General features: G+C 70.0%; 26 protein-coding genes. 19 read left to right on the top strand and 7 right to left on the bottom strand.

Annotation, left to right across the window (positions count from 1 at the left end):
* The first annotated feature begins 30 nt into the window (after window positions 1-30).
* From rpsM to rplQ, 4 genes are all read left to right on the top strand, one after another.
* On the top strand, window positions 31-399 hold the full coding sequence (gene rpsM, locus DDF67_RS22970; protein ID WP_058348452.1) for a 30S ribosomal protein S13: 369 nt from the start codon (window positions 31-33) through the stop codon (window positions 397-399).
* 13 nt (window positions 400-412) lie between these two features.
* Window positions 413-802 carry a 30S ribosomal protein S11 gene (rpsK, locus tag DDF67_RS22975; protein ID WP_058348453.1) on the top strand — a complete coding sequence of 130 codons (390 nt, stop codon included), beginning with the start codon at window positions 413-415 and terminating at the stop codon, window positions 800-802.
* A gap of 73 nt (window positions 803-875) precedes the next feature.
* Window positions 876-1,892, top strand: a complete 1,017-nt coding sequence (locus DDF67_RS22980) for a DNA-directed RNA polymerase subunit alpha (protein WP_101719247.1) — start codon at window positions 876-878, stop codon at window positions 1,890-1,892.
* 190 nt (window positions 1,893-2,082) lie between these two features.
* Window positions 2,083-2,496 (top strand): 50S ribosomal protein L17, encoded by a 414-nt coding sequence (gene rplQ / locus DDF67_RS22985; RefSeq protein ID WP_101715823.1) that lies wholly within the window; start codon window positions 2,083-2,085, stop codon window positions 2,494-2,496.
* Between the two features lie 87 nt (window positions 2,497-2,583).
* On the opposite strand, the gene DDF67_RS22990 is transcribed toward rplQ, so the two are convergent.
* Genes DDF67_RS22990 through DDF67_RS23000 form a run of 3 tightly spaced genes read right to left on the bottom strand, consistent with a single transcriptional unit; the run spans window position 2,584 to window position 4,950 of the window.
* Complete coding sequence (locus DDF67_RS22990; RefSeq protein ID WP_146198075.1) at window positions 2,584-3,255, bottom strand: hypothetical protein; 672 nt, start codon at window positions 3,253-3,255, stop codon at window positions 2,584-2,586.
* Window positions 3,252-4,058, bottom strand: a complete 807-nt coding sequence (locus DDF67_RS22995; protein ID WP_109455093.1) for an ABC transporter permease subunit — start codon at window positions 4,056-4,058, stop codon at window positions 3,252-3,254. Before DDF67_RS22995 ends, DDF67_RS22990 begins: the two co-directional genes overlap by 4 nt.
* A complete protein-coding gene (locus DDF67_RS23000; protein ID WP_109455094.1) occupies window positions 4,048-4,950 on the bottom strand; it encodes an ABC transporter ATP-binding protein in 903 nt (300 codons plus the stop codon). Before DDF67_RS23000 ends, DDF67_RS22995 begins: the two co-directional genes overlap by 11 nt.
* Before the next feature lie 160 nt (window positions 4,951-5,110).
* On the opposite strand from DDF67_RS23000, the gene DDF67_RS23005 reads away from it, so the two are divergent.
* From DDF67_RS23005 to DDF67_RS23050, 10 genes are all read left to right on the top strand, one after another.
* The gene (locus DDF67_RS23005) at window positions 5,111-6,376 is read left to right on the top strand and encodes an alkaline phosphatase family protein (RefSeq protein WP_109455095.1); all 1,266 of its coding nucleotides are present in this window, start codon (window positions 5,111-5,113) and stop codon (window positions 6,374-6,376) included.
* A gap of 113 nt (window positions 6,377-6,489) precedes the next feature.
* A complete protein-coding gene (locus DDF67_RS23010) occupies window positions 6,490-6,933 on the top strand; it encodes a VOC family protein (protein WP_109455096.1) in 444 nt (147 codons plus the stop codon).
* Window positions 6,930-7,271 (top strand): MmcQ/YjbR family DNA-binding protein, encoded by a 342-nt coding sequence (locus DDF67_RS23015; RefSeq protein ID WP_109455097.1) that lies wholly within the window; start codon window positions 6,930-6,932, stop codon window positions 7,269-7,271. Before DDF67_RS23010 ends, DDF67_RS23015 begins: the two co-directional genes overlap by 4 nt.
* Window positions 7,268-7,591, top strand: a complete 324-nt coding sequence (locus DDF67_RS23020) for an ArsR/SmtB family transcription factor (RefSeq protein ID WP_109455098.1) — start codon at window positions 7,268-7,270, stop codon at window positions 7,589-7,591. The genes DDF67_RS23015 and DDF67_RS23020 overlap by 4 nt, the downstream gene beginning before the upstream one ends.
* The gene (locus DDF67_RS23025; protein ID WP_109455099.1) at window positions 7,588-8,058 is read left to right on the top strand and encodes an SRPBCC domain-containing protein; all 471 of its coding nucleotides are present in this window, start codon (window positions 7,588-7,590) and stop codon (window positions 8,056-8,058) included. The genes DDF67_RS23020 and DDF67_RS23025 overlap by 4 nt, the downstream gene beginning before the upstream one ends.
* A gap of 167 nt (window positions 8,059-8,225) precedes the next feature.
* Entirely contained in the window at window positions 8,226-9,491 is a 1,266-nt protein-coding gene (locus DDF67_RS23030) for a TCR/Tet family MFS transporter (RefSeq protein ID WP_109455100.1), read from the top strand.
* Between the two features lie 101 nt (window positions 9,492-9,592).
* A complete protein-coding gene (locus DDF67_RS23035) occupies window positions 9,593-11,029 on the top strand; it encodes a Do family serine endopeptidase (RefSeq protein WP_109455101.1) in 1,437 nt (478 codons plus the stop codon).
* Window positions 11,030-11,095: 66 nt separating this feature from the next.
* A complete protein-coding gene (locus DDF67_RS23040) occupies window positions 11,096-12,397 on the top strand; it encodes a replication-associated recombination protein A (RefSeq protein WP_109455102.1) in 1,302 nt (433 codons plus the stop codon).
* 5 nt (window positions 12,398-12,402) lie between these two features.
* Window positions 12,403-13,188, top strand: coding sequence for an RluA family pseudouridine synthase (locus tag DDF67_RS23045; protein WP_109455103.1), 786 nt, complete (start codon window positions 12,403-12,405; stop codon window positions 13,186-13,188).
* A 38-nt stretch (window positions 13,189-13,226) separates the two neighbouring features.
* Window positions 13,227-13,724, top strand: coding sequence for a CC0125/CC1285 family lipoprotein (locus DDF67_RS23050; RefSeq protein ID WP_109455104.1), 498 nt, complete (start codon window positions 13,227-13,229; stop codon window positions 13,722-13,724).
* 27 nt (window positions 13,725-13,751) lie between these two features.
* On the opposite strand, the gene DDF67_RS23055 is transcribed toward DDF67_RS23050, so the two are convergent.
* A complete protein-coding gene (locus tag DDF67_RS23055; protein ID WP_109455105.1) occupies window positions 13,752-14,984 on the bottom strand; it encodes a hypothetical protein in 1,233 nt (410 codons plus the stop codon).
* A gap of 135 nt (window positions 14,985-15,119) precedes the next feature.
* The gene (locus DDF67_RS23060; RefSeq protein ID WP_109455106.1) at window positions 15,120-16,319 is read right to left on the bottom strand and encodes an energy transducer TonB; all 1,200 of its coding nucleotides are present in this window, start codon (window positions 16,317-16,319) and stop codon (window positions 15,120-15,122) included.
* A 111-nt stretch (window positions 16,320-16,430) separates the two neighbouring features.
* Here DDF67_RS23060 and crcB point away from each other — a divergent pair, with 111 nt between their 5' ends.
* Genes crcB through DDF67_RS23075 form a run of 3 tightly spaced genes read left to right on the top strand, consistent with a single transcriptional unit; the run spans window position 16,431 to window position 19,290 of the window.
* A complete protein-coding gene (gene crcB / locus DDF67_RS23065) occupies window positions 16,431-16,817 on the top strand; it encodes a fluoride efflux transporter CrcB (protein ID WP_109455107.1) in 387 nt (128 codons plus the stop codon).
* Window positions 16,814-17,803 carry an RluA family pseudouridine synthase gene (locus DDF67_RS23070; RefSeq protein ID WP_109455108.1) on the top strand — a complete coding sequence of 330 codons (990 nt, stop codon included), beginning with the start codon at window positions 16,814-16,816 and terminating at the stop codon, window positions 17,801-17,803. Before crcB ends, DDF67_RS23070 begins: the two co-directional genes overlap by 4 nt.
* Window positions 17,800-19,290 (top strand): putative 2OG-Fe(II) oxygenase, encoded by a 1,491-nt coding sequence (locus tag DDF67_RS23075; RefSeq protein WP_109455109.1) that lies wholly within the window; start codon window positions 17,800-17,802, stop codon window positions 19,288-19,290. The genes DDF67_RS23070 and DDF67_RS23075 overlap by 4 nt, the downstream gene beginning before the upstream one ends.
* 77 nt (window positions 19,291-19,367) lie before the next feature.
* Here the strand turns inward: DDF67_RS23075 and DDF67_RS23080 are convergent, their stop codons facing one another.
* Window positions 19,368-20,630 carry a DUF1501 domain-containing protein gene (locus DDF67_RS23080; protein WP_109455110.1) on the bottom strand — a complete coding sequence of 421 codons (1,263 nt, stop codon included), beginning with the start codon at window positions 20,628-20,630 and terminating at the stop codon, window positions 19,368-19,370.
* A complete protein-coding gene (locus DDF67_RS23085) occupies window positions 20,627-22,066 on the bottom strand; it encodes a DUF1800 domain-containing protein (protein ID WP_233247742.1) in 1,440 nt (479 codons plus the stop codon). Before DDF67_RS23085 ends, DDF67_RS23080 begins: the two co-directional genes overlap by 4 nt.
* Before the next feature lie 96 nt (window positions 22,067-22,162).
* Here DDF67_RS23085 and DDF67_RS23090 point away from each other — a divergent pair, with 96 nt between their 5' ends.
* Both DDF67_RS23090 and DDF67_RS23095 read left to right on the top strand, forming a co-directional pair.
* Complete coding sequence (locus tag DDF67_RS23090) at window positions 22,163-22,891, top strand: ATP12 family chaperone protein (protein WP_109455112.1); 729 nt, start codon at window positions 22,163-22,165, stop codon at window positions 22,889-22,891.
* Window positions 22,892-22,900: 9 nt separating this feature from the next.
* The gene (locus DDF67_RS23095) at window positions 22,901-23,227 is read left to right on the top strand and encodes a YnfA family protein (RefSeq protein ID WP_109455113.1); all 327 of its coding nucleotides are present in this window, start codon (window positions 22,901-22,903) and stop codon (window positions 23,225-23,227) included.
* Window positions 23,228-23,339: the final 112 nt, after the last annotated feature.

A 23,339-nucleotide genomic window follows, 5' to 3' on the forward strand; every position in this document is an offset into this window, starting at 1 on the left:
CTTTGGTGCGTGACTAGGAGAACATTAGACGTGGCCCGTATCGCAGGCGTCAACATCCCGACGAACAAGCGCGTTGTCATCGCGCTTCAGTACATTCACGGCATCGGCCCGAAGTCCGCGCGTGACATCGTCACGACCGTGGGTATCGAGGACGCCCGTCGCGTCAATCAACTGACCGACGCGGAAGTGCTTCAGATCCGTGAAACGATCGACCGTGATTTCACCGTGGAAGGCGACCTGCGTCGCGAAAACTCGATGAACATCAAGCGTCTGATGGACCTGGCCTGCTACCGCGGCCTGCGTCACCGCAAGGGCCTGCCGGTCCGCGGCCAGCGCACCCACACGAACGCTCGTACCCGCAAGGGTCCGGCCAAGCCGATCGCCGGCAAGAAGAAGTAAGGTAGCCTGACCGATGGCCAAGGAACCGGGTCGCGTTAAAAAGCGCGAACGCAAGAACATCACCTCGGGCGTGGCGCATGTGAACGCCTCGTTCAACAACACCATGATCACCATCACCGACGCGCAGGGGAACACCATCTCCTGGTCGAGCGCCGGCATGATGGGCTTCAAGGGCTCGCGCAAGTCGACCCCGTACGCCGCTCAGATGGCCGCCGAAGATGCGGGCAAGAAGGCTGCGGAACACGGCGTGAAGACCCTGGAAGTCAACGTTTCGGGTCCGGGTTCGGGTCGTGAATCGGCTCTGCGCGCTCTGCAGGCGGTCGGCATGACCATCACGACGATCCGCGACGTCACGCCGATCCCGCACAACGGCTGCCGTCCGCCCAAGCGCCGTCGCGTCTAGTATTTTTTAGATCCAATTCTCCTTCGCCGGCTGCGTCAAACGCGGCCGGCGAGTCGCGTTCAAGGGACACCACGTGATCGAAAGAAACTGGAACGAGCTGATCCGTCCTGAGAAGCCGCAGATCGAAACCGGCGCCGACGCGACCCGCAAGGCTCGCATCGTCGCTGAACCGCTCGAGCGTGGTTTCGGTGTGACGCTCGGCAACGCCCTGCGTCGCGTTCTCCTCTCGTCGCTGCAAGGCGCCGCCGTCACCGCCATCCAGATCGATGGCGTGGTGCACGAATTCTCTTCGCTTGAAGGCGTTCGTGAAGACGTTGTCGACATCGTTCTGAACATCAAGCAACTCGCCGTGCGCATGCACGCCGAGGGGCCCAAGCGCATGACCCTGCGCGCCTCGGGCGCCGGTCCGGTCACCGCTGGCCAGATCGAAACCCCGGCCGACATCGAGATCCTCAACCCCGACCACGTGCTCTGCACGCTGGACGAGGGCGGCTCGGTGCGCATGGAATTCACGGTCAACACCGGCAAGGGCTATGTCCCGGCCGACCAGAACCGTCCGGAAGACGCGCCGATCGGCCTGATCGCCGTCGACGCCCTGTACTCGCCGGTCAAGCGCGTGGCCTACAAGGTCGAGCCGACCCGCGAAGGCCAGCGTCTGGACCGTGACAAGCTGACCCTGGAAGTCGAGACCAACGGCGCCGTCACCCCGGTGGACGCCGTGGCCTACGCCGCTCGCATCCTGCAAGACCAGCTGCAGATCTTCATCACCTTCGAAGAGCCCAAGGCCAAGGCCGCGGACGAAACGAAGCCCGAGCTGCCGTTCAACCCGGCCCTGCTCAAGAAGGTCGACGAGCTGGAACTGTCGGTCCGTTCGGCCAACTGCCTGAAGAACGACAACATCGTCTATATCGGCGACCTGATCCAGAAGACCGAAGCCGAGATGCTCCGCACCCCGAACTTCGGTCGCAAGTCGCTGAACGAGATCAAGGAAGTTCTCGCCGGCATGGGTCTGCACCTCGGCATGGACGTGCCGAACTGGCCGCCGGAAAACATCGAAGATCTGGCCAAGAAGTTCGACGACCAGATCTAAGACGACTATCGCGCTGAATCCGGGCCGTCTTTCGATCCTCCGGGACCGGAAGGCGGCCTGGGCCTTTTGAAGCCGCTACGCGGTGGAAGGCCCCGGCGCTCCGTTCTGACCCGGCCGGGATGCGAGCTGGGACTGGTGACAACAGGCGCTTCTTTCGCGCCGCTCGGGCCAAGAGCCCAGGAGATACAAAATGCGTCACGGTTACGCCCACCGCAAACTCGGCCGCACCTCGGCTCACCGCACCGCCATGTTCGCCAACATGTCGGCCTCGCTGATCAAGCACGAGCAGATCGTCACCACCCTGCCGAAGGCCAAGGAACTGCGTCCGATCGTCGAAAAGCTGGTCACCCTGGCCAAGCGCGGCGACCTGCACGCTCGTCGTCAGGCCATCAGCTCGGTCCGCGACGTCGAACAGGTCGGCAAGCTCTTCGCCGTCCTCGGCCCGCGCTACAAGGATCGTCAGGGCGGCTACATCCGCGTCCTGAAGGCCGGTTTCCGCTACGGCGACAACGCCCCGATGGCCGTGATCGAGTTCGTCGATCGCGACGTCTCGGAAAAGGGCAAGGACTCGGGTCCGGTCTACGCCAACGAAGCCGAAGACTGATCTTCAGCTTAGGCTGAAACGAAAAGGCCCCGGAGCGATCCGGGGCCTTTTTGCTGTCTGGGATGGACCGTGCGTCCTTCGAGGCCCTCAGCGGCTGACGATGATGCCGTCGAATTCGGGCAGAGCCAGCTTCAGCTTTTCGCGCGCGAAGGCGCTGGCCGTCAGCGGGCCGTGCACCTTGCCCGCGCTGTCGGGCTGGGCCTCCACGTAGTAGAAGCGCGGCGTCTCGTCCGGGGCGTCATGGCGGGTGATGACGACGTAGCGCTCGTCGCCGCCGTACTGGTCGATGCGCGGACCCAGCACCGTCTCGCAGGTCAGCGCGTCACGCTCCCAGCACAGGCGCAGGGCCTCGCCACGGGCGTCCGACGCCAAGCGATAGCGGCCGGCGACGATCTCATAGGTTCCCTGGAAATCGAGCCAGCCGACGCCGCCGGCGCCCTGCACGTAGCGCACGTCGCGCTCGACCCACTTGCCCTGCAGCCGCACCTTCTCGTGGCACAGCGCGACCTCGGGGATCGAGGTCATGCGGCAGGCGGCCGGCTTGCGCTCGGTCGGAAGCGGCGCGGGTAGGGGAGGCGGCAGCCTGCGGGCCTCGGCCAGGGCCGCCTCGCGGGCGATGGCCGCCTTCTCGATCGTCGTCTGCTCGGCGGGCGACAGCACGAAATCGGCCTGGGCGGCCGCAGCGCTGGTCGCCACGGCCAGAGCGACCGCCGTCCAGCAGGGCCGGGCGGCGGGTCCTGAGAGAACCGACGCCGTCATTCGCGGGTCAGATCCTGGCGTTGGAAGAGAGCCAGAGCCGCCGCCGACAAGCCGACGAGCCAGGCCAGCAGGAAGGCGAGGGCCAGGCCCCAGGGCGCCGGTGTGTCGACGACGCTGCGCGGGGTCAGGATCACGGTCTTCAGCAGGTCGCCCGAGAAGGCGGGAATGGCCAGGGCCTTCAGGCTGGGCTCGTGCAACTGGCTGGCCACGATCGACTGGAGGGCGGCCAGGACCAGACCGACGATCAGCGCGCCCATGGTCGAGCGGGTGGTCACACCCACCACGGCCGACAAGGCGACTAGGATCATCAACTGCAGCCAGCTCACCGCGAAGGTTCCGAGCAGGTCGGTCGCCGCCGAGCCGCGATAGGTCACCAGCGGCGCCCCGCTGGTCAGCGCGCTGAACAGGCCGCCCAGAGCGGCGGCCAGGGCGTAGAGCACCAGGCTCACCGCCACCGCTCCGGCGACCGTGGCCAGCTTGGCCAGCAGCAGGTTGACCCGGCCGTTGCGCGGGGTCAGCAGGCGCCAGGTCTCCCAGCGGTAGTCGCCGGCCAGCACGGCCGTCGACAGGATCAGCACGAACAGCCCAACGACTGGCGAAGCGCCGCCGGCCAGGGCCTTGACCATGCGCCCGACCAGGTCGACCGGGATCGGCGGCATGCCCTTCATCATTCCGCGGGCGAAGAGCTCGCCACCGACGCCCATGACGAGGCCGGCGATGGGCGAGAACAGCACGCCCCAGAACAGCGTGCCGCGGTCCTTGAGCAGGCGGAACCGCTCGGCGGAGATGGCGTCAGCGAGCACTGGCCGGCTCCTTGGCTTGCAGGATGTCGAGATAGGCGCTTTCCAGGTCGGCCTCGCGCCAGCGGGCCTCGTGGATGTCGACGCCGGCATTGACCAGGGCGCGGATCAGGGCAGGGGCCTCGTGGCGTTCGATCTGGGCGAGGACGGCGTCGGGGCCGTCTAGCGCGCCCTGGTCGCCCAGCAGTTCCAGCACCTGGGCCACGGGGCTGGCGACGAGACGCAGGGCGGGCTTGCGTCCGGCCAGGGTCTCCACCTGGCCTTCCGCCACCAGCTTGCCCTTGGCCAGGATCGCCACCCGGTCGCAGACGCGCCGCACCTCGTCCAGCTGGTGGCTGGCCAGGATGATGGTCGCGCCTTCCTCGGCGGCGAGGCGACGGATCAGCTCGCGGATCTCCTGGATGCCGGCCGGGTCCATGCCGCTGGTGGGCTCGTCCAGGATCGCCAGGGTGGGGCGGGTGAAGAACACCGCCGCCAGGCCCAGGCGCTGCTTCATGCCCACCGAGTAAGTCGAGGTCTTGCGGTCGGCCGCGCCCGACAGGCCCACGCGGTCCAGCCAGAGGTCGATGTCGACGTCGCGGGCGCCGCTCTGCAGGGCCAGCATCTTCAGGGTGTCGCGGGCGGTCAGGTAGGGCGGATAGCGCGGCGTCTCGATCATCGCGCCCACCTGGCGCAGCGACGAGGCGTGGCCGGCCGGCGACCCCGACAGCCGGGCGACGCCCGAGGTCGGCCGCACCAGGCCCATGGCGATGCGGAACAGCGTGCTCTTGCCCGCGCCGTTGGGGCCCAGCACGCCGAATACGCCGCCCGCGGGGATCTTGAGGGTCAGGTCGTCCAGCGCCCTGACGGCGCCGTAGGTCTTGGTCAGCCCTTCGGCCTCGAGCGCGAAACTCATGCGGCGCTAGCCTGGCGCGGCGACATCGAACGACTCCCTTATGAACTTGCCGCGACTATGGGCGATGGAACGCAGGTCGGCCAAGTTGTTTGGCGACTGCAATACGAATTGTCGCCGAGCTGTCCTATAGGGGCGGGACTCTCTGCTTCTGGGCCCGGCCATGACCGTTCTTCCCCGCTTCGCCGCCTTTCTGGCGATCGCCGTCCTCTCGGGTTGCGCGACCGCGCCGCGACCCGTCTCCGAAGTCGCGCCCGCGCAGGCTTCCAGGACCAAGGCGCCGCTGACCATCCTGGTCTCGATCGACGGCTTCCGCGCCGATTACCTGGACCGCGGCGACACCCCGACCATGAAGGCCCTGGCCGACGACGGCGTACGCGCGGCCATGCGCCCGTCGTTTCCGTCGCTGACCTTCCCCAACCACTACACCCTGGTCACCGGCAAGCGCCCCGATCACAACGGCATCGTCGGCAACACGATGGAGGATCCGCAGATCCCCGGCGTGACCTTCACCCTGGGCAATCGCGACGCCGTGACCGACAGCCGCTGGTGGGAGATGGCCAAGCCGATCTGGGTCAGCGCCGAGCAGCAGGGCGTCAAGACCGGCACGATGTTCTGGCCGGGCTCGGAAGCCGAGATCGACGGCGTGCGCCCGACCAGGTGGGCCGTGTTCGACCAGAAGAAGCCTTCGAACGACCGCGTAGACACCCTGCTGTCGTGGATCGACGACAGCAAGGACGCCCCGCTGGGCCTGGCGACCCTGTATTTCGACATCGTCGACAGCGCCGGCCACCGCTACGGCCCGGACTCGGCCGAGGTGCGCAAGGCCGCCGCCGACGTTGACGCCGCCATCGCCCGACTGGTCGAAGGCCTGAAGGCGCGCGGCCTCTATGAGACCACCAACATCGTCATCGTCGCCGATCACGGCATGGCCCCGCTGCCGGGCAAGCAGCGCGTGGTGCTGGACGAGGCGGTCGATGTCGGCAAGCTGCGCTATGTGGGCCTCGGCGCCATCGCCGGCATCTATCCCAACAAGGGCGAGGAGGCCGCCGTCACCGCCGCCCTGACCAAGCCGCAGGCCCACATGACCTGCTGGGAGAAGGCCAGGATCCCGGCCCGTCTGCATTACGGCTCCAACCGCCGCATCGCCCCGATCGTCTGCTCGGCTCAGACCGGCTGGTACATCACCACCGCCGAGTCCCAGGCCAAGCGCACCAGCCCCGAGCGCGACGGCGGCGCCCACGGCTTCGACAACGCCGATCCCCTGATGCAGGCGGTGTTCGTCGCCCATGGCCCGTCATTCCTATCGGGCAAGACCCTGCCGGTGTTCGACAATGTTGACGTCTATCCGCTGCTGGCCAAGATCACCGGCGTGCGTCCCGAGAAGGTCGACGGCCAGCTGGCCCCGGTGGCCGGCGCTCTGCGCTGATCGCCTAGGACGGTTCGAAAGAAGAGGGCGGGGCTTCGGCTCCGCCCTTTTTGCTTGCTCATATATTTGCGTTATGCGTTAAATATTGTGTCCTGACGCAATAGGAGGCGCTTATGGCCCGCTTGACTTCGGCCCTCTGCTACAAGGATCCCAAGGCCGCCCTGAAATGGCTGGAGGCCGCGTTCGGCTTCGAGCTGGTGCTGCTGATCGAGGACGGCGAGGGCAATCTGGCCCACTCGCAGATGGCGCTGGGCGAGGCCCACGTGATGGTCGGCAACGAATGGAGCGCAGACCACGCCAGCCCCGCCTCGCTGGGCGGCAAGAACACCCAGACGGTGCACATCCATATCGACGAGGACGTCGACGCCCATTGCGAGCGCGCCCGCGCCGCCGGGGCCGAGATCCTGGCGGAGCCGGACACCCAGTTCTACGGCGACCGCACCTATCGCTGCCGCGACCTGGAGGGCCACATCTGGACGGTGGGCCAGACGGTCAAGGCCGTCACCCGCGAAGAGGCGGAGGCCGCCACGGGGCTGAAGATCCAGGGCTGGGCGTGAGCCCCGACGACTTCCGCCGGCTGGCCCTGGCCCTGCCGGGCGTGGTCGAGGGCGCGCACATGGGCGCGAGCGATTTCCGCGTCGGGCGGATTTTCGCCACCCTGGGCTATCCCGACGCCCGCTTCGGCATGGTGCAGCTGACCCGCGACCTGCAGGAGGTGCTGGTGGCCGCCGAGCCGGCCGCCTTCGTTCCGGTCAAGGGCGGCTGGGGCCTGAAGGGGGCGACCAACGTCGTGCTCGACGCCGTCGATGAACCAACTCTCAAGAGCGCCCTGGAGCAGGCCTGGCGGCTGAAGGCCGGCAAGCGCCTTCTCGCCGAACTGGACGCCCGGACATGAGCCTCGACCGCACCCTGGCGGCCCTGGCCGAGCCGCATCGTCGGCGGACGGTCGAGCTGCTGGCGGATGGTCCGCGCCGGGCCGGCGAGCTGGCCGAGGCGCTTGGCCTGTCGCCGCCGGCCATGAGCCGCCACCTGCGGGCGCTTCGGGAGGCGCGGCTGGTCGAGGAGAGCCACCCGCCGTTCGACGCCCGGGTGCGGGTCTACGCCCTGCGGCCGCAGCCGATGGCCGAGCTGAAGGCCTGGGCCGCCGCCGCAGAGACGCTGTGGAGCGACCAGTTGCTGGCGCTGAAGGTCCATGTCGAGGCGGAGGGCGAATGAGCGCCCGGATCCTCGTGGCCCTGCGCATCAAGGCGCCGCCCACGCGGGTGTTCGACGCCTTCGTCGGCGAGATCGGCGCCTGGTGGCGGCCCGATCCTTTGTTCTCGTTCACGCCGCGCTCGCCGGGCGTACTGGCCTTCGAGGGGGAAGGGGAGGGCGCGCGTCTGGTCGAGCGCCTGGCTTCGGGCAAGACGTTCGAGATCGGCCGGGTGCGCGCCTGGGCCCGCGGCGAGCGGCTGGTGTTCGGCTGGCGCCAGGCGGCGTTCGCGCCCGATATGGACACCGAGGTCGAGGTTACCTTCGAAGCCGTCGGCGGGGAGACGCGGGTCACCGTCCAGCATCGCGGCTGGGAGACCGTGCCCGCCGAGCACGTGGCGCGGCACGGCTTCCCGGATCAGCTGTTCCTGCTGCGCCACGGTCAGTGGTGGACGGGGCTGCTGGAGGGATTGGCCCAGCACTTGGGCTGACAGGCCATGCGTTCTTCGAGGCCCGAGGCGCGGGCGTCTCAGGACGAGGACGCCAGCGCAAGAAGTTCCTCATCCTGAGGTGTGAGCCGAAGGCGAGCCTCGAAGGACGCAACGCCCTTGCCGACTATCCGACTGGCGGTCAAACATCCCGCTCCCCGGGAGGTCCCATGTCCGAACCCATCGCCCATCCGGCCCGCAAGGCGGCGCTGGGCTTCATCTTCGTCACCGCCCTGATGGACGTTCTGTCGCTCGGCCTGATGATCCCCGTGCTGCCCAGCCTGGTGAAGGAGATGGCCGGCGGCCACACCGACGACGCCGCCCAATGGACCGCCGCCTTCGGCATGGTGTGGGGGACGATGCAGTTCTTCTGCTCGCCGATCCTGGGCATGATGTCCGACCGCTTCGGACGGCGGCCGGTGATCCTGATCTCGATCTTCGGCCTCGGGATCGACTACATCTTCATGGCCCTGGCCCCGACCCTGTGGTGGCTGTTCGTCGGCCGCATCATCCACGGGGCCACGGCCGCCAGCTTCTCGGCGGCGGGCGCCTACATCGCCGACGTCACGCCCGAGAAGGGCAGGGCCAAGGCCTTCGGCCTGATCGGCGCGGCCTGGAGCGTCGGCTTCATCGCCGGCCCGGCGCTGGGCGGCCTGCTGGGCAAGATCGACCTGCACCTGCCGTTCTGGGTGGCCGCGGCCATGGCCCTGCTGAACTGGCTGTACGGCCTGCTGGTGCTGCCGGAATCCCTGCCGCCCGAGAAGCGCATCACCCGCTTCGACTGGAAGAAGGCCAATCCGGTCGGCTCGCTGAAGCTTCTGGGCTCGCACCCCGACCTGCCGCGCCTGGGCGTCGTCAGCTTCCTGATGCAGCTGGCCCACAACGCCTATCCCAGCGTCTTTGTGCTCTACACCGGCTATCGCTACGGCTGGGACACCGCCCAGATCGGCCTTCTGATGATGCTGTCGGGCGTGCTGGGCGTGATCGTCCAGGCTCTGCTGATCGGGCCGATCGTCGACCGGCTGAAGGAGCGCGGGGCGGTGATCGTCGGCCTCGTCTGCTTCGTCGTGTCGTTCGCGGTCTTCGCCTTCGCGCCCAACGGCTGGATCTTCGCCTCGGGCCTCGCCGTCAGCGCCTTCGCCGCCCTGATCCAGCCCGGCCTGATGGGCATGATGACCAGGCGCGTGGGTCCCAGCGAGCAGGGCCAGTTGCAGGGCGCCAACTCGGCGATCATGGGGCTGACGGCGATCATCGGCCCGGCGCTCTACGGCCTGTCGCTGGCCTTCGCCGTACGCCACGAGCAGACCCTGCAACTGCCGGGGCTGCCGCTGGTCATCGCCGGCCTGCTGGCCCTGGGCGGCCTGATGGTGATCCTCAGCACCCGCCGCGCCCGTCCGGCGGCGGTCGCGGAACCGGGCCTTGATCCCGCGCGCTGAACGCCTTGATTGCGCCCGAAAACTTCGCTGTTTAAGGGGCGAGAGCGCGTGCCTGGCTCTCGCAGGCCGGGCGCGCCGCAAGATCTGACGGAGCCATCGACTTGTCCAAGCCCGCCCTTCGCGTCCTGCTTCCGACCCTGGCCCTCCTGGCCGCCTGCTCGGATCCGGCCTCGCGCAGCCAGGCCCAGTCCATCCCGGAACTCGCCCAGCCCACCCGCAAGGCGCCCACCGATCCGGGCTCCATGAAGTCGTCCTTCGCCCCGGTGGTGAAGAAGACGGCCCCGGCCATCGTCAACGTCGCCAGCCGCCGCGTGGTGCAGCGCCAGCAGTCGCGCGACCCGTTCTGGGACTTCTTCATGGGCGGCGCCGGCGGCACGCCCCGCGCCCAGGTGCAGGGTTCGCTGGGTTCGGGCGCCATCGTCCGCGCCGACGGGGTGATCATCACCAATCACCACAATATCGAGAACATGAGCGACATCACCGTGCAGCTCGCCGACCGGCGCGAGTTCCCGGCCACGGTGCTGCTCGACGATCCGCGCTCGGATCTGGCGGTCCTGAAGATCGACACCAAGGGCGAGCGCCTGCCGACCATCGCCATCGACGACCAGGAGCAGCTGGAGGTCGGCGACCTGGTTCTGGCCATGGGCAATCCGTTCGGCGTCGGCCAGACCGTCACCAACGGCATCGTCTCGGCCCTGGCCCGCACCGATGTGGGCGCGGCCGAGTTCGGCAGCTACATCCAGACCGACGCGGCCATCAACCCAGGCAATTCCGGCGGCCCGCTGGTCGACATGGACGGCGACCTGATCGGGGTGAACACCTTCATCATCTCGCGCTCGGGCTCGTCCAGCGGCGTCGGCTTCGCCATCCCGGCGGCCGTGGTCAAGCAGGTGGTGTCGACGGCCTTGGGCGGCGCCCACAGCGTCGTGCGGCCCTGGCTGGGCGTGCGCGGCCAGCCAGTCACCGGCGACCTGGCCAGAAGCCTGGGCATGACCACGCCGCGCGGCGTGCTGGTGTCCGACGTCTATCCCGGCGCCTCGGCCGACAAGGGCGGCATCCGCGAAGGCGACGTCATCCTGTCGATCGACGGCCAGGCGGTGAACGACGAGGGCGGCGGCGCCTTCGCCATCGGCACCCACAAGGTCGGCGACCGCGTGCCGGTGCAGATCCGCCGCGGCGACCGCGAGCAGACCCTGACCGTCCGCGCCGAGGCCGCGCCGGAGGTCCCCGCCAAGGACGAGCGCACGATCAGCGGCCGCAACCCCTTCGATGGCGCGACGGTCATGAACCTTTCGCCCGCCTCGGCCCAGGAGATCGGCGCTGACGCCTTCGCGGGCAAGGGCGTGCTGGTCACCAAGGTCGGCCAGGGCTTCGCACTGAATGCGAACCTTCGCCCAGGCGACTTCGTGCGTGAGGTCAACGGCAAGACCATCAACACAACCGCCGATCTCGCCGCCGCAACACGTAGCGACGCAGCGACCTGGACGGTCGTCATCGAGCGCAACGGCCAGCGCATCTCGGCTCGCTTCCGGACCTGACGCCTCGACCCTCTCCCTTCGGGGAGAGGGTTTCCGCTGACCGCGGAACCCCTTAAATCTCCTCCCATGTCCGATCTCTTCCAAGCCGCCGGCATGGCGCCTCACGCGCCCGCGCCGCTGGCCGACCGCCTGCGTCCGCAAAGTCTCGACGAGGTCGTGGGCCAGGAGCATCTGCTCGGTCCCGACGGCCCCATCGGCCGGATGGCGGCCGCCCATCGCCTGGCCTCGATGATCCTGTGGGGGCCGCCCGGCACCGGCAAGACCACCATCGCCCGCCTGCTGGCCAAGGCGGGGGGCTACGAGTTCATGCAGATCTCGGCCGTCTTTTCCGGCGTCGCCGACCTGAAGAAGGCCTTCGAGCAGGCCCGCATGCGCCGCCAGTCCGGCCAGAGCACCCTGCTGTTCGTCGACGAAATCCACCGCTTCAACCGGGCCCAGCAGGACGGCTTCCTGCCGTTCGTGGAGGAGGGGATCGTCACACTCGTCGGCGCCACCACCGAGAACCCGTCGTTCGAACTCAACGGCGCGCTCCTGTCGCGCTGCCAGGTGTTCGTGCTCAAGCGCCTGGACGAGACCTCGCTCGAGGCCCTGCTGGCCAAGGCCGAGGGGACCGAGAACCGCAAGCTGCCGGTCGACGCCGAGGCCCGCCAGATGTTGATCGCCATGGCCGACGGCGATGGCCGCTACCTGCTGACCCTGACCGAGACCCTGCTGTCGATCGGCACGGACACGCCGCTCAATCCGACCCAGCTTGGCCAACTGCTCCAGAAGCGCCGCCCGGCCTACGACAAGGATCGCGAGGAGCACTACAATCTCATCTCGGCCCTGCATAAGTCGGTGCGCGGATCCGACCCCGATGCGGCCCTCTACTGGCTGGCGCGGATGCTGGAGGGCGGGGAAGACCCGCTGTTCATCGCCCGCCGCCTGGTGCGCATGGCCAGCGAGGATATCGGCGCGGCCGATCCGCTTTCCTTGCTGCTGACCACGGCCGCCAAGGACGCCTACGACTTCCTGGGCAGCCCGGAAGGCGAGCTGGCCCTGGCCCAGGCCGTGGTGCACATGGCCAGCGCGCCCAAGTCCAACGCCGTCTACACCGCCTACAAGGCCGCCCGCCGCGCCGCAAAGGAGACCGGCAGCCTGATGCCGCCCTCCCACATCCTCAACGCGCCGACCAAGCTGATGAAGACCCTCGGCTATGGCGACGGCTACGCCTATGACCACGACGTCGAGGGCGGGGTCTCGGGCCAGAACTACTTCCCCGACGGCATGGCCCGCCCGAAGTTCTACGAGCCCAAGCACATCGGCGCCGAGGCCAAGGTCAAGGAACGCCTGGACCACTGGAGCCAGCTGCGCAGGGGCGGTAAGTGACGGCGATGTCCAAGCCGCCCCGCCGTCCCCCCGCCCAGCCCAAGCCCAAGGCCTCCGACACCCCGATCGAGCTGACGCCCGACGAGATCGGCTTTACGCGCTCGCTGGTGATCCATGAGGACGACAGCGTCTTCGTTCTGAACAAGCCCGCGGGCCTGTCCAGCCAGGGCGGCCGGATCAGGGCCCACACGCTGGACGACCTGCTCTGGGCCCTGGCCCGCCGGGATCGTCCGCGTCCGCGCCTGATCCATCGCCTCGACCGCGACACCTCGGGCGTGATCCTCACCGCGCGCACCAAGCCGGCGGCGACCTTCCTGGGCAAGGCCCTGATGGGCAAGCGCTTTCGCAAGACCTACCTGGCCATCGTCGCCCCCGGCGCGCCCGAGCCGCGCGGCGGCCAGATCGACAAGGCGCTGCGCCGCGAATCGATCGGCCGCGAGGCCTACATGCGCGTCTGCGAGGACGACCATCCCGACGCCGAGACCGCTCGCAGCCGCTATCGCACCCTGGCCGCCAACGCCCAGGCCGCGCTGGTGGAGCTTTCCCCCGACACAGGCCGCATGCACCAGCTGCGCGTCCACATGGCCTCGATCGGCCGTCCGATCGCCGGCGACAGCCGCTATGGCGGGGCGCTGATGCTGGCCGGCGCCCCCGTGCCGCGGTTGATGCTGCATGCGGCCCGGCTTGTGTTCCCGCACCCCGAGGGCGGGGAGCGGCGCATTGAGGCCCCGCTGCCCGACGACTTCAGGGCCGTGCTGGAAAAGCTGGACTTGGCGCTTCCGGAACGCTGAACTCGGCCGGGCCGTTTGAGAGGCAAGGGAGAAACGCCATGAAAACTCCGCTCGCTCTTGTCGCCAGCGCTCTCGTCCTCGGGGCCTGCGCCACCGCTCAGCCCACCGTCTACCGTCCTCAGGCCAGCGCCACAGACGTCGGTTTCACCCAGTACAGGCTGGAGGACGGTCGATACCGCGTGACCTTCCGGGGCGGTTCCGGCGCGCCGGTGGGGCAGGTGACCGATTACGCCCTGCTGCGCGCTGCAGAACTGGCCCTGGCCGACGGCTATTCCTGGTTCAGGGTCGCCGACCGCGTCACCCAGTCGACCGGCGGCGGGGGCGGCCCCACCTTTTCGGTCGGCGGCGGTTCGGGCAGCTACGGCCGTCGCTCGGCCGTGGGCCTTGGCGTGGGCACGAGCTTCAACCTCGGCCCCAAGCCTGCGCTCAGCACCACGCTGGAAGTCGTGTTCGGCAAGGGACCGCGCCCGCCGGGCGAGGCCTATGACGCCCAGAGCGTCGTCAACACCATCGGCAAGGGCATGGGCCGCATCTGAGACCGCGGGCCGGTCTCAGCGGGCCTGCTAGGCCGCGTTGCGCGCGGCGTAGGGATGGGTGGCCCGCAGCGAGGCATGGCTGAGGCCGGCGGTCTCGGCGGCGGCGAAGTAGCCTTCCGCCGGCAGGCCCTGCAGGCTGACCATCGGCGCCAGGCCGCGCGCCTCGCGGCCGAAGGCCATGATGTCCATGGCGATCTTCTCGGCCGGGCCGCCCAGGTCGCAGGCGTCCAGCGTCAGGCCGGCCAGGCGGGCGTCGCGCAGGTGCTTGAAGGCTTCCTTGTCGGGCGGCACGCGGGCGATGACGCCGCGGGTCAGGGCCTTCAGCAGCCCCACGACTTCCAGCAGGCGGCCGGCGGGCGTACCGCGGGTGACGTCCACCAGTTCGATCATCACGCCGCCGCGCAGCAGGGCCAGCGACAGGCCCGAGGTCCCGGTCAGCAGGTCACGGCCGCGCTGGGTGCCCAGGGTGCGGAACGAGGCTGGCAGGATCAGGTCGGGCTTTTCGTTGCCTTGGGCCGCCTTGGCGAAAGCCGCGCCGTAGCGCAGCGTGGCCTCGTCGATGAAGGCGATGTCCTTGTCGGCCAGCTTGGTGATCGCCCGGCCGCTGATCGAGCGGCCCGTGCCCAGGTGGGTGACGATTGGTTCGACGCGGATCGCCGTGGTGACGTTGCGGCGCAGGCCGATCACGTGCTCCAGCGCGAAGTCGACGCGCAGGGCCGCGCCGCCGCTGGTCGTGAAGGCCACCGGAGTGCGGCGCATCTCGTCGCTGACGTCGATCTCGGTGCGGAAAGGCGAGCGTTCGGAGTCGCGGCGGGCGCGGGCGGCCAGCACGACGGCCGGGTCGATCGGACGGCAGACGACGCCGCCGGCCTCGATGCCGATCACCGAGCGCACCCCGATGTCGCGCAGTTCAGCCGCGCCCAGCAGGTGGCTCAGCACGTCCTCGAGGATGCGGACGCTGGCGGCCTGGGCCGACAGGCCCTGGTCGTTGTGCGTGGCGATCAGGAAGTCGTCCTCGCTGACCCGGCCGCGCAGGTCGGCCCGGTCCAGATGTTCGTTCAGCTTGCGCTCGACATAGGTCCAGACGTCGGTGCGCTTCTGGTCCCACCAGTCGCCGGCCCATCGGCGTACGGCCTTGATGCTGATGACGTTCACCGCGCCGCGGCCGACCAGGTCGGACCCGGCCAGGCGGTTCAGCATCGCCGGCGGCAGCGCCAGGCGTTCGGTGATGTCGTCCTTGGGGGGCAGGGAGGCGGGCATCTGACCGTGGGATTCGCGAGTGGAGCCCAGAGGTTGCACTCACTGCCGTTAATCCGCCGTGCAGGAAAAGGGTTGAGCGTACGTTTACCCTGTCGCAAAGCCTTGCCGCATAAGGGCCTTTTTGGTTTCGAGGCGTTAATCCTCGGCGACGCTCTTCACCGCGAAACTGATCGGGATCACGCAGCCCTTGGCCCCCTCCGCCGAGGGGGCGGGACGGGCCCTGCGCAGCATGGTCGCCGCGGCCGCGCCGAAGGCGTCGACTGGCTGGGCGGCCAGGATCTGGACCGCCTCGACCCGGCCCTCCGGCAGGACGTCGAAGCGCAGGCTGGCCCAGCCTTCCACCCGCTCGCGCGCCAGCGAGGGCGGATAGGCGGTCTCGGTCGACAGGTTCAGGGTCTCCCGGGCGGCGACGCAGGCATTGTTGCTGGCGGGGGGCTCGGTCTTCACCGAGCGCGCGGGCAGGGCCGACGATGAGGTCGGACGCCCCGCCGATGCGCGCAGGGGCGCGCCAGAGGCCTTGGGGCGGGCGGCGAAGGTGACGTAGCAGCCGTTGACCGGCCGCCCCGGATGGAAGCGGGAGTCGGCCACGGACGCGGCGGCTAGGTCGGCCAGCACCGGATCGCCGCCCTGGGCGCCGACACGCACGTTGCGCACCAGGCCCTCGGCGTCGATGTCGTACAGCACGCCCGCCCACGGGGCGGCGAAGTCGCGATCGTTGAACGAGCGCAGGTCGGGATAGCTGATCTGGGCGGGCAGGCGGCGCGGAGCCTTGCCGCAGTCGCCGCGCGCCGAGAGCTCGCGCCGTGCCGAGGAGGGCGCGTCGCGCCGGCGCCGGGCCACGACCTCCAGCAGGGTCGCCGTCGAGGCCTGGGTCAGCGGAGCGTAGCTGCGCGACACCTCGATCCGGCAGCCGCCGACCGGCGGGCCGGCCATGAACCGCCAGCGGGCGAAGGCGGCCACCATGTCCGGCGAGGTCATGCTGTCGTCGGCCGGCTTGATGTTGATCGGAACCCCGTCAGCGTCGATGGAGAAGCTCAGGACGGCTGTCGGGCGGTCGTTGGGCGTCGGCGCGTCGGGCGGCGAGCCCCGCAGCGCCAGGCCGACATTGTGCTCCGGCGGGAACTGCGCGCCCTTGACGACGCCGACATTGCGGGTCGCGCAGCGCGCCACGGTCGGGGAGGGGCCGTAGGAGGCGATACGGGAGACGAACTCGCGCTGCGCCTCGCGCACCGGCGGAATGGGGACGGGCGGCGGCAGGGGCGGAGCGAAGGCCTGCGCGGGCGCGGCGCCGAGTGCGGCGCAGAGCGCCAGGGGCGTGACGGGTACGAGGCGCATGCTCTATCTCCGCGAGTATTGCGCGCCGACCTATGCAGCCGCCATGGCCAAGTCAAGCTGGCCTTGCGTTCTCACCTTGGCGATCATGGCCGCTCGGCGCATAAGGGGCCCATGACCAAGGTGCTTCTCGTCGCCGTGGGCGGCGCCGCCGGCTCCGTCGCCCGCTATCTCGTGGGCGTGGCCGCGCTGCGCTGGATCGGTCCCGGCTGGCCCTGGGGCACGCTGACCGTCAACATCGTCGGCGGCTTCCTGATGGGAGCCGTCACCGGCTGGCTGGCTTTCCGCTCGGCGGGCCAGCAGGAGACCTTCCGCGTGCTGCTGGCCACCGGCGCGCTCGGGGGCTTCACCACTTTTTCGGCCTTCTCGCTGGAGACCGCGCTCATGATCGAGAAGCGCGCCTACGGCTCGGCCTTCACCTATACCGCCGTCAGCGTCGTGTTCGCCGTGACGGCCCTTTTCGCGGGCCTCTTCCTGGCTCGCAGGATGTTCGCCGCATGAAAGAAGTTCGCACCCTGTACGTCGACGGGGGCGAGGACGGGGTCCGCCTCGACCGCTGGTTCAAGCGCCGCTGGCCGCACCTGAACCACGTCCAGCTCAACAAGCTGTTCCGCTCGGGCCAGGTCCGGGTCGACGGCTCGCGCGCCAAGGCCGACACCAAGCTGGCCGCCGGCAGCCAGATCCGCGTGCCGCCGCTGCCCGACGCGCCCGATCCGGCCGACAAGGGCAAGCTGTCGGCGCGCGACATCGCCTACGCCCGCTCGCTGGTGCTTTACGAGGACGAGGACGTCCTGGCCCTCAACAAGCCGGCCGGCCTGGCCGTGCAGGGCGGCACCAAGACCACCAAGCACATCGACAAGCTGCTCAGCGCCTGGGGCGAGGGCGTCGACCGTCCGCGTCTGGTCCACCGCCTCGACCGCGACACCTCCGGCGTGCTGCTGCTGGGCAAGAGCCCGGCCGCCGCGGCCAAGCTGTCGGGCGCCTTCGCCAGGCGCAAGGCGCAGAAGACCTACTGGGCCATCGTCGTGGGCAATCCGCACCCGACCGAGGGCGTCATCGAGCTGCACCTGGCCAAGCGCGGCGTCAACGACCGCGAGATCGTCGTGCCCGCCGATCCCAAGGACAAGGACGCCTCGCCGGCCGAGACCGAATTCGTCACCATCAGCCGCGCGGGTCCGCGCGCGTCGTTCATGGCCCTGCGTCCGCACACCGGCCGCACCCACCAGCTGCGCGCCCACATGAAGGCCATCGGCCATCCGATCCTGGGCGATCCCAAGTATGGCGACGAGAAGTCCGCGCCGCTCTCGGAAGGGCTGAAGCTGCAGCTGCACGCCCGCTCGATCCTGCTGCCGCACCCCAGCGCCGGCATGCTGCACATCGAAGCGCCGATCAGCCCCGAGATGCAGGCCGGCTTCGCCAAGTTCGGCTTTTCCGAGGACGAGGCCGAGCAGAACCCGTTCGCCCGGCGCCAGACCAAGCGGCGATGAACCAAGGCCTGGTCCAGCAAGCCTGGGACCTGCTCGGCCGCGGCCATGCCGAGCAGGCGGTCGCCCTGACGGCGGCCGGCGCGGCGCGGCCGACGGCCATGCCGGGCCTGCTGATCGTGCACGCCGCCGCCCTCAAGGGCCTGGGCCGCCACGCCGAAGCCCTGCCGTTCAACGAGCGGGCCGCGCGCGGCGCCCCGCAGGACAGGCTGGCCTGGTACAATCTGGCCGCCACCAACGGCGACCTGGGTCGGCAGCCGCAGGCCGAGGCCGCTGTCCGCAAGGCCATGAGCCTGGGCCTCGACGCGCCGGAAGCCTGGCTGGTCCTGGCTCGCGCCGTGCAGTTCCAGCACCGCTATGACGAGGCAGAGGCGATCTTCCAGGGCGCGATCGCCCGCCGTCCGGCCTTCGTCGACGCCCATCGCGATCTGGCCCAGCTGCGCTGGATGCGCACCGCCGATCTCGACCACGCTCTTGCGCCGCTGAAGGCGGCCCCGGCCGGGCAGTCGGATCCACGCCTGCTGCACGTCCAGGCTCTGGTCGAGGAGTTCGCCGGTCAGCTGCCCCGGGCGCTCGACACCCTGCGCGCGGGCCTGCGCCGTCATCCCGGCGACCTGCACCTGCTGGTCACCGCCGCCCACGCCGCCGCCGAGCTGGGCGAGGTTGGCGAGGCCCTGGCCCATGCCCAGGCCGCCGCGCGGCTGGCGCCGGGCGCGGCCCCGGTGCTCAAGAGCCTGGCCGAGTCCCTGCTGGCCGTCGGCGACGCGACCGCCGCTTCGTCCGTGGCGGCCTCTGTGCTGCAGGCCTTCCCCTACGACCAGCATGCGCTGTCGCTACAGGCCCTTGCCTGGCGGATCCTCGGCGATCCGCGCTACGGCGCGCTCTACGACTACGCCAGCTTCGTGCGGCCCTACACTTTGCCCACGCCGGACGGTTGGAGCGACCTGGAAAGCTTCCTGGCCGACCTGCGCGAGCGCCTGGGGCGACTGCACGACCTGGAGACCCATCCGCTGCAGCAGTCGCTGCGCGGCGGCGCCCAGGTGCAGTCGCTGCACACTTCGCCCGAACCGATCTTCCAGGCCTTCTTCGCCAGCGCCCGGGTCGCCGTCGAGCGCTACGCCGCCGAGATCGGCGAGGGGACCGATCCCTTGCGCATCCGAAGCACCGGCAAGGCGGTGGTTCAGGGCGGCTGGTCGGTCAGCCTCAAGCCCAACGGCTTCCATACCGACCACGTCCACCCGCAAGGTTGGGTGTCGTCGGCCTTCTACATCGACCTGCCTCCCGGCGTGGACGATCCGGACAGGCGCGAAGGCTGGATCAAGTTCGGCCAGCCCGGCTGCGCCACCTCGCCGAAACTGGAAGCCGAGCACGCCGTGAAGCCCGCGCCGGGCACGTTGGTGCTGTTCCCGTCCTACATGTGGCACGGCACCGTGCCGTTCACGGGCGACAAGCGCCGCCTGACCATGGCCTTCGACGCCGTTCCGGGGTGAAGAGAACCCGACCTATTTTTCCGCCCAATCCCCGCTTTCGCGGGGATTTCACGGGTGTCTAGTTCGGAAGAGGTTCCTCAAACCAGCCCCGTCACCGCCTTCGCCCCGGCGCTGTCCACGAACACCTTCTTCTCCACGTCCGCGCGATCCACGCCCAGGTGGTCGATCAGTACGCCCTTGAACAGGCCGCGCATGTCCAGCGTGGGGGCCACGTCGCGGTTCTCGAACAGGGCGGCTTCCGACAGGGTGGGCCAGTCGCCGACGATGCCGCCGCGCTTGAGGCTTCCGCCCAGCAGCAGGGCGGTCGAGCCGGTGCCGTGGTCGGTGCCGCCAGTGCCGTTGACCCGGGCGGTGCGGCCAAACTCGGTGACCGCGACCACCACGGTGTTCTTCCACTCGGGGCCCAGCCCCTCGTGCAGGCCGTCGAGCACGGCGTCCAGATAGGTCAGCCGCGTGGCGATCTGGCCGACCTGGCCGGCGTGGGTGTCGAAGCCGTCCAGCGACAGGGCGGCGATCTGCGGGCCGTCGGCCTGGCGCATGAAGCCGGCCAGGGTCGAGCCCAGCTTGCGGGCGGCCTCGCGTCCCTGGCGGTTGTTGGCGGGACGGCCGCCCGGCTGGCTCATGGCCGGAGTCGCCGCTGCCATCATGCCGTTCTCGGCGGCCGGCGCGGGCGCTGGGGCCAGGGCCGTCATCGCCGCCTGGGCCATGGCCTCGGTCTCCAGCCCGCGCGCGAAGGCAGGCCCCAGCAGCGGGTCGCCCTTGTAGAGGTCCTGCAGCAGGGTGGGCAGTCGCGCGGCCTCGTCGACGCCCTTGCCAGGCGACCAGCTGGCCGCCTGCACCTTGCCGCGCAGGATCAGCGGCGCGGTGGTCCCGACGGACAGGGCCTCGGTCCTGGCTGGACCCATGACCTCCAACGTGCGGTTCAGCCAGCCGCTGTCGGCGCCGTAGACCTTGGCCTCGCCGGTCTCCAGCACGTCCTGGGCCTCGAAGTGCGAGCGGGCGCGGTCGGGCGTGGCGATGGCCGGGGCGATCCGCGCCTGGCCCTGCCTGGCCAGGGCGTGGACGGTGGTCAGTGACGGGTGCAGGGCGAAGGTGTCGTCCAGCTTCAGCGCCTCTTCCGGCTTGACGGCGATCGCGCCGCGCAGGGCGGCATAGCCGGGATCGCCGATCGGCGGGGCGACCGACAGGCCGTCCATGCCGCCGCGGCAGACCACGACGACCAGCTTTTTGGCGCCGTCGGCGGCGCGGGCCTGGTGGCCGACGAAGCTGACGGCCACGCCCAGGCTGGCGGCGGCGGCGATGAACGAGCGGCGGGAGGGGGCGGGGGAGCGGTCGGTCATCGGCGTTGGAACTCCGGACTCATCACCAGCAGGGCGAAGGCTTCACGACGGGTCTCGGCGCGGGCGACGGCGCGGCCGGTGGGCTCGGAGAGGCGCGCGCCCAGCGCCGAGCGGGCCAGGGCGTCGGGATCGCGGGTGTGGGCCACGGCGGCGGCGAAGCCTTGCGCCCACTGCATGCGCTTGACCAGGCCGTCGGGCGAGGCCCAGGCGCCCGCCTCGTCGGGCCAGCCCTTGGGCGAGGGCGGGTAGAACGGCCGCTGCCCCAGGCTGGTCAGGATCGGGTTCAGTCGCTCGAAGGCCGCCGGCCGCCCACCGATCGCACGCCAGGTCGAGACGACGAACTCGTACGGCGTCTTGATCTTGGCCGGGATCGGGTCCCAGGCCTCGGGCGCGTCGATCAGGGCCTTGGCCACCTCGTCCAGCCGGCCGCCCGTGTCGATCCAGCGCGTCTCCAGCCGCTTGACCAGGGCCGGCGGCGGATCGTCGGCGACGAAGTGGCGGGCGATCTTGCCACAGACGTGGCGGGCGGTGCGCGGATCGGCGGCCAGGGCCTTCAGCACCGAAAGCCCCTGGTCCTCGCCGCTCTGCGCATAAGCCTTGCCCAGGATCGTACGGGCGCCCGGCTCGTGAGTGTTGGCGCGGAACACGAAGGCGCCGATGTCCGGATCCTGGGCGCGGCCGATGCTGAAGCCGGTCAGGGCGCGGGCGAACTCGGTGACGTCGGCCTGGCTGTAGCCGGCGTCGACGCCGACGGTGTGCAGTTCCAGGATCTCGCGCGCCAGGTTCTCGTTCAGCCCGGTCCGCCGGCCCTTGCGCGACTGGTAGCGGGCGGCCGGGCTGCCCGGACCCACCGATTGGGCCTGGTCCAGATAGGTCAGCATCGCCGCGTGGGTGCTGGCCGCCAGCAGCATGTCCTCGAAGCGGCCGAAGGCGTGCGGGCGGATGGCCTCGCGCTCGAAAGGCCCGATGACGATCGAGGCCGCCTGCTTGGTCTGCGAGACGGTGAAGTGGTTGGCGAAGAACAGCGCCCAGCGCTCGCGAAAGCCCGCGTCGGTGTCGGTCGCCAGTTGGGCGCGCGTCAGGAAGTCGTTCGTGGTCTTCTGCCGGATGTAGCGCTGGACCTCTTTCTGGGCCTCGGACTTGGCGTTGGCGCCGGGCGCATCGACCAGCGGGATGGGCTTCATGTCGGCGCCCGCGACCATGCGCGCATCCTGGCGGGCGGCGCGGCGCTCCTGCCTCAGGTCGGCGAAGGCGGCATGGCGCACGGGCGCGCTTTCGCCGTCGTCCTGGGGCAGGTCGGCGCCTTCGCGGCGGATCTGGCCTTCGAGGAAGCCGCGCGGGTCGCTGCGCGCCGCTTCGATCTCGCCCGGTCGCGCGCCCAGGCCGAAGCGGGTGGCGGCGATGGCGGCCATCATGTCCTTGGACGGCAGGCTCAAGCCGGGCTCTCCCTTGCGATATGGCGTCCGATCGACCATTCAACGCACGTGGCGCGCAAGTCCGTCGCCAGCCTCCCGCGAAAATGAGCCGTTCCCGTGTCCGACAAGCCTGACCTGATCGAAAAGCCGCGCCGCTTCTACAAGGCCGCGACCGCCGGCGAGGCCAAGGACGGCCTCTATCCGGTGCTGCTGGACGGCCGCACGCCCAAGTCGCCGCAGAAGAAGCCGCTGGCCCTGCCGACCCTGGCCCTGGCCCAGGTCGTCGCCGACGAGTGGGAGGCCCAGGAGAAGGTCATCGACTCCACGGCCATGCCCGCCACGCGCCTGGCCTTCACCGCCATCGACCGGATCGCCGAAACCCGCGCCGAGGTCGCCCGCGAGGTCGCCGCCTATGCGGGCTCGGACCTGCTGTGCTACCGCGCCGATGGCCCCACGCCCCTGATCGAGCGCCAGGCCCGCGAGTGGGGCGCGATGCTGGACTGGGCCAAGGCCGAGCATGGCGTGGCGCTGGAGCCGATCACCGGGATCATCCACGCCCCGCAGCCGCCGGCGACCCTCGCCACGGTCGAGGCCCTGGCCCTGACGCTCGACGATTTCAGCCTGGCGGGCGTGGCCTACGCCGCCGGCCTGTTCGGCTCTACGGTGCTGGCGCTGGCCCTGCGCACGGGCCGCATCACCGGCCAGAAGGCGCTGGACCTGTCGCGCCTGGACGAGATCTTCCAGGCCGAGCATTGGGGCGACGACCACGAAGCCGTCGCCCGCGCCGCCAACCTGGCCGTCGAGGCGGCCGTGCTGGAGCGGTGGTTCGCCGCTCTCCGCCGGTAGGGTGGTCCGGTGAGAAGCGCGCTGGTCTACGTCCTGGCCGCGATATGCGAGATCGGCGGATGCTTCGCCTTCTGGGCCTGGCTGCGGCAGGGGCGGTCGGCGCTGTGGACCATCCCCGGCGTCCTGGCACTGGTCGCCTTCGCCTGGCTGCTGACCCGCGTCGAGGCGCAGGCCGCGGGCCGGGCCTTCGCGGCCTATGGCGGCATCTACATCCTGTCGTCCATCGTCTGGATGCGGACGGTCGAGCAGGTGCGCCCCGACCGTTGGGACCTGATCGGTATGGCCGTGTGCCTGCTGGGTGCGGCGATCATCCTGTTTGGCCCTCGTACGGCCTGACCCCGAAGCCTTGCCAGCCCCGTCGGGGCTCTTTACGCCTTGTGGCTCCAGTCCCCGCGTGGAGCCGAAGACCTTGCAACACATCCTGGAAGAGCTGGAGCGTCGTCGAGAG

Source organism: Caulobacter endophyticus (assembly GCF_003116815.1).
Taxonomy (GTDB): Bacteria; Pseudomonadota; Alphaproteobacteria; order Caulobacterales; family Caulobacteraceae; genus Caulobacter; species Caulobacter endophyticus.

What these genes read in the sequence shown, in the direction of transcription:
- rpsK (WP_058348453.1), top strand. Translation starts at nt 413, where the DNA reads ATGGCCAAGGAACCGGGTCGCGTTAAAAAGCGCGAACGCAAGAACATC.
- rplQ (WP_101715823.1), top strand. Translation starts at nt 2,083, where the DNA reads ATGCGTCACGGTTACGCCCACCGCAAACTCGGCCGCACCTCGGCTCAC.
- DDF67_RS22990 (WP_146198075.1), bottom strand. Translation starts at nt 3,255, where the DNA reads ATGACGGCGTCGGTTCTCTCAGGACCCGCCGCCCGGCCCTGCTGGACG.
- DDF67_RS23000 (WP_109455094.1), bottom strand. Translation starts at nt 4,950, where the DNA reads ATGAGTTTCGCGCTCGAGGCCGAAGGGCTGACCAAGACCTACGGCGCC.
- DDF67_RS23005 (WP_109455095.1), top strand. Translation starts at nt 5,111, where the DNA reads ATGACCGTTCTTCCCCGCTTCGCCGCCTTTCTGGCGATCGCCGTCCTC.
- DDF67_RS23010 (WP_109455096.1), top strand. Translation starts at nt 6,490, where the DNA reads ATGGCCCGCTTGACTTCGGCCCTCTGCTACAAGGATCCCAAGGCCGCC.
- DDF67_RS23020 (WP_109455098.1), top strand. Translation starts at nt 7,268, where the DNA reads ATGAGCCTCGACCGCACCCTGGCGGCCCTGGCCGAGCCGCATCGTCGG.
- DDF67_RS23025 (WP_109455099.1), top strand. Translation starts at nt 7,588, where the DNA reads ATGAGCGCCCGGATCCTCGTGGCCCTGCGCATCAAGGCGCCGCCCACG.
- DDF67_RS23030 (WP_109455100.1), top strand. Translation starts at nt 8,226, where the DNA reads ATGTCCGAACCCATCGCCCATCCGGCCCGCAAGGCGGCGCTGGGCTTC.
- DDF67_RS23040 (WP_109455102.1), top strand. Translation starts at nt 11,096, where the DNA reads ATGTCCGATCTCTTCCAAGCCGCCGGCATGGCGCCTCACGCGCCCGCG.
- DDF67_RS23045 (WP_109455103.1), top strand. Translation starts at nt 12,403, where the DNA reads ATGTCCAAGCCGCCCCGCCGTCCCCCCGCCCAGCCCAAGCCCAAGGCC.
- DDF67_RS23050 (WP_109455104.1), top strand. Translation starts at nt 13,227, where the DNA reads ATGAAAACTCCGCTCGCTCTTGTCGCCAGCGCTCTCGTCCTCGGGGCC.
- DDF67_RS23055 (WP_109455105.1), bottom strand. Translation starts at nt 14,984, where the DNA reads ATGCCCGCCTCCCTGCCCCCCAAGGACGACATCACCGAACGCCTGGCG.
- DDF67_RS23060 (WP_109455106.1), bottom strand. Translation starts at nt 16,319, where the DNA reads ATGCGCCTCGTACCCGTCACGCCCCTGGCGCTCTGCGCCGCACTCGGC.
- crcB (WP_109455107.1), top strand. Translation starts at nt 16,431, where the DNA reads ATGACCAAGGTGCTTCTCGTCGCCGTGGGCGGCGCCGCCGGCTCCGTC.
- DDF67_RS23070 (WP_109455108.1), top strand. Translation starts at nt 16,814, where the DNA reads ATGAAAGAAGTTCGCACCCTGTACGTCGACGGGGGCGAGGACGGGGTC.
- DDF67_RS23075 (WP_109455109.1), top strand. Translation starts at nt 17,800, where the DNA reads ATGAACCAAGGCCTGGTCCAGCAAGCCTGGGACCTGCTCGGCCGCGGC.
- DDF67_RS23080 (WP_109455110.1), bottom strand. Translation starts at nt 20,630, where the DNA reads ATGACCGACCGCTCCCCCGCCCCCTCCCGCCGCTCGTTCATCGCCGCC.